Origin of the sequence: Streptomyces spiralis (assembly GCF_014654675.1) — a bacterium.
In the GTDB taxonomy this organism is placed as follows: domain Bacteria; phylum Actinomycetota; class Actinomycetes; order Streptomycetales; family Streptomycetaceae; genus Streptomyces; species Streptomyces spiralis.
In genome coordinates this window covers 1-3696 of record NZ_BNBC01000115.1, presented here as the reverse complement: position 1 = coordinate 3696, position 3696 = coordinate 1, and the positions used below count along the sequence as shown (strand labels likewise).

Annotated in this window: 2 protein-coding genes and 2 pseudogenes; 2 read left to right on the top strand and 2 right to left on the bottom strand. The window is 66.9% G+C overall.

Going from position 1 to position 3696, the window contains the following annotated elements; translation table 11 throughout:
- Both IE318_RS44130 and IE318_RS44125 read right to left on the bottom strand, forming a co-directional pair.
- Positions 1-254: pseudogene (locus IE318_RS44130) on the bottom strand (ABC transporter substrate-binding protein); the annotation flags it as partial.
- 159 nt (positions 255-413) lie between these two features.
- The gene (locus tag IE318_RS44125; protein WP_189908456.1) at positions 414-851 is read right to left on the bottom strand and encodes a hypothetical protein; all 438 of its coding nucleotides are present in this window, start codon (positions 849-851) and stop codon (positions 414-416) included.
- A gap of 277 nt (positions 852-1128) precedes the next feature.
- Between IE318_RS44125 and IE318_RS44120 the strand changes: the two genes are divergently transcribed.
- Complete coding sequence (locus IE318_RS44120; RefSeq protein WP_189908455.1) at positions 1129-1743, top strand: BlaI/MecI/CopY family transcriptional regulator; 615 nt, start codon at positions 1129-1131, stop codon at positions 1741-1743.
- Between the two features lie 828 nt (positions 1744-2571).
- A pseudogene (locus tag IE318_RS44115) lies at positions 2572-3462 on the top strand (SAM-dependent methyltransferase).
- Positions 3463-3696: the final 234 nt, after the last annotated feature.

Here is a 3696-nt window from a genome sequence, read left to right as displayed (position 1 = left end):
GCGGCCTCGGGGACGGGGTTGCCGTCGCCCTTGGGCATGATCATCAGGGTCTGCACCGTCTGGCGCAGGACGTTCCAGGTGCCGATGTCGTATGCGTATGCCGGGTCGAGGGGCGCGGGGGCTTCCTTGGAGGCGGCGAACCGGTCCGTGGTGCCGACGACGATCGCGCGCTCCCTGGTGGTGCCCCCGGATCCGTCACATGCGACGAGGCCCGGAGTGAGCAGACAGCTGATGACCAACTGCACCAAAGCCATGCGCTTCGTGCTCGAACTTCTCCAGGGCATCAACGCCTCGCTTCCATTGCGCGGAGATGTATTGCAACTACTTCGTGCCGTCTCGGCATTGTCTGTTCATGGGTGGTTCGGGAAGTTCCGCTTCGACTTGTGCCGACAACGGATCGCCGAGCCCCTTTTTCAGTCGGTCCGCGACCGCGTGGAGAAGTACGCGTTGGCCGTCGGCAGGAACATCAGCATGATGACGCAAGCATCCAGCAGACTCAGGACACTGTCGGACAGCGGAAGGTCGCCGATGCTCTCGGTGACCGTCTCCCACCCGAGGCCGTCCATGCTCATGGTGGCGAGGAGAAGGAACATGCCGAGAACGCCGAGAGCGGTCAGCACGAGCCGCGCCCAATTGCGACCCGCGCGCATCCGAAAGGCGACGACCACCCGAAGCGCGGTGTCGACCAGCAGGAAGCCGGCGGACGTGAGCATCTGCGCCACCGCGCCGTGCTGCCCCATCTCCTGACGCATCTCTTCGAATCCCGTCGGAGAGACGACGAACGCCCCCAGTGCCCAGACGGCCATGCTAAGGACGACTGTCACGAGTGACAGCCAGAAGGCCGTCTCCACTTCTCTCGGGCGTCCGGTCCGGGCGGTTCCCGTGATGCTCACTTGTTCTTTCCCGTACGACGCGGTTCGGTCCCTCTCCGAGGCCGGCCTGCCCCTGTCACCCACTGCGACACTCGGGCTCGGCGAAGTTCCCGCTGATCTGTACTATCGCTACGCCCAGGCACGCGGCGGCGGACAGGTCGCCGTCCGTGCAACGACACCAACCGCGAGGCACTCATCCGGCTCTTCAAGGGCCTCCGCAGGTGCCTACGGCCGCACGTGGGAGAAGGTCAGCGTCATGCTCGAGAACACCGCAGCCGCCGGCAACCTGGCATCGCTGTACTCCGCCCAGGTGACCAACGACCTCGAACGCAACGTCAAAGAACAGGAACGGGTCAACGCGGAAATCGCTGCGCTCCAGGAGAAGTTGGCCTCCCTGCAGCATGACCATGCCATGCTGCAGAGTGTGCAACAGGTCCTGAGTGCCGCCCCGGCCCTGTCCGCTCCCACCCCGACGGAGCCGACTCGCCGTAGGAAGGCCGCCTCCGGCCCGAGCAAGGCGGCGCGGACCAAGAGGATCGCTGCCGCACCCGGCCGCCCGAAGCCGGCCGGCCGCCAGGCTGCACCCACAGGACGGGACCAGCCCAAGCTGGTGGACCTCGTCCGCGAACATGTCGCCGAACAGAACGAACCCCGCTCCGCAGCGGAAGTCACCACCGCACTCGGCCAGGCTCATCCCGAACGGCACATCAAGACCACTGTGGTGCGCACGACCCTCGAAGGACTCGTGGCCAAAGGCCAGGTGAGGCGTACTCGGCAGGGCCGTTCGGTCTTCTACGTCACCGCCGGCATTCCGGAACAGGCCCCGCAGCTCAAGAGCAGTTCCGAGACGCAACCCGGCCACGACGAGTAAGGCACCGCAAACTGTGGCTGCCGAGGGGTGTCCGCGAGGACGTTGACCAGCGTCCGGCCGCTGGGGTCTCCAAGGCGGGGATCGCGACGCCGTGACGGACGGACGACCGGCTACTGCAGCGCGCAGGAACCGCCCCTACACGTAGTACCAGAGGAGCCACCTGCCGGAGGACGCGTCCTGCAGGCATTGGTGCGGACCCGCGACTATCGATCCCGCGTGCATGTTCTGCCATGCCTGCTCGCAGTCTCCGTACGTTGCGTAGTGACTGTGGTAGACCCAGGTAACCGCGCTCGCCGTCGCGGTAGTGCCGACGAGGGCGACCAGACTCAAGGCTGCGACACAGAGCAGTCGGCGTGCTGCACGCACCATGGAAGAACTCCTCGCAATCTGCTGAGTACTCGCTTGTACTGACGGCTGTCCCCTCACGCCCCGGCGACTCCCCACACGTTGTGATGCCGCGTCGCCCGCCTGATCACCATCCGGCACGGATGGTCACCTCAAGGACGCGGGACAGTCCTGTCACCGTGTTCGTCCAAGTAACGGCAGGAGCGCGTGAACGGTTCATCGATCTCGATGTCTCATTGAGAAACGCAGGAAGCCTGCGCTACCCGGTGCCGCTTCCGCCGTCCGTTGCCACCCGTGGCCCGGCCACCAGCGAGCAACACCGGCGGACGACGGTGGCAGCGAAGCTGCTGCTCGACGGCGCCGGTTCGAAGATGCCCCGGTAACCGGCATCGGGCGGCCGACCAGGGCCCTGCGGGCATTAGATTGTTCCGCAACTCGCCCTGCACCGGGCTCTGTACAGTACCAGTCCCCGACAGAGACGCCATGACTGGTGAGGCCCGCGATCTCAGCAGTGAGGAGCTGCATCGCAGGATCGACGCCGCATCCGGCCCATGTCTACGACGCTCTTCTGGGCGGCAAGGACAACTACCCGGTGGAGGGCGGCCGCCGCGGCCGCGTTGGCGCACAACCCGCGGGGCTTTCTCACCGCGCGACACAACCGCGATTTCCTGCGCCGTGCGGTGACGATGCTGGTCGAGCAGGGGGGTGCACGGCAGTTCCTGGATGTCGGCGCGGGCCTGCCCCCGCAAGAGAACGTGCACGAGGTCGCGCAGCGGATCGCGCCCAAGTCACGGGTGGTGTATGTCGACAACGACCCGATCGTGCTCGCCCATGCCGACGCTCTGCTCGTCAGCAGCCCGGAGGGCAGGGCTCACTACATCGAAGCCGACATCCACCACCCGGCGCACATTTTTGAGCGAGGCAGCGCGCGTTCTGGATTTCAACCGGCCCGTCGCCCTGCTGCTGGTCGCCGTGCTGCACTTCGTCGAGGACGAGGCCGCGTACGGCATCGTCGAGAAGCTCGTGGACGCCCTGCCGTCCGGGAGCTGGCTGGTGCTCACCCATCTCACCGGGGACCTCGACCGGCGCAGCGAGGAGATCGTCAGGACGTTGAAGGCCCAGGGCCTGACCTTCGTCCACCGCTCGAAGAACCAGGTCGAGCGTTTCTTCGCCGACAGCGGTCTGGATCTCCTCGACCCCGGCGTCGTCCCGGTCCACCTGTGGCGTCCCGATCACGCCGCCCACGTCCTGCCGGCGCCGGACCCCGAGACCCTGGCGTCCTTGGAGCCGATCGACCGCATCAAGTACCACGACATCAACGATGTCCGGGAGGGGGACATCAGTCTGTACGCGGCTGTGGCACGCAAGCCCTGACTCAGGCCCTTGCGGTGAGCCGGCCGGGGAGCGGCGAGGTTCCTGACGACAGACACGTCACCTGTGTGGCGGGTGGGGTCGCGGCCTTCGCGAGCAGGGCGGCAGGCATGGCCGGGCTCCTGCGGAACAGGGACGAAGGGCCGACCGCCGGGAGCGTGGCGGCTACGGCACGAGGACGACCTTGCCGCTGACCGTGCCGGACTCGGCCAGGCGCATGGCCTCGGCAACTTGGGC

What these genes read in the sequence shown, in the direction of transcription:
- IE318_RS44120 (WP_189908455.1), top strand. Translation starts at nt 1,129, where the DNA reads ATGCTCGAGAACACCGCAGCCGCCGGCAACCTGGCATCGCTGTACTCC.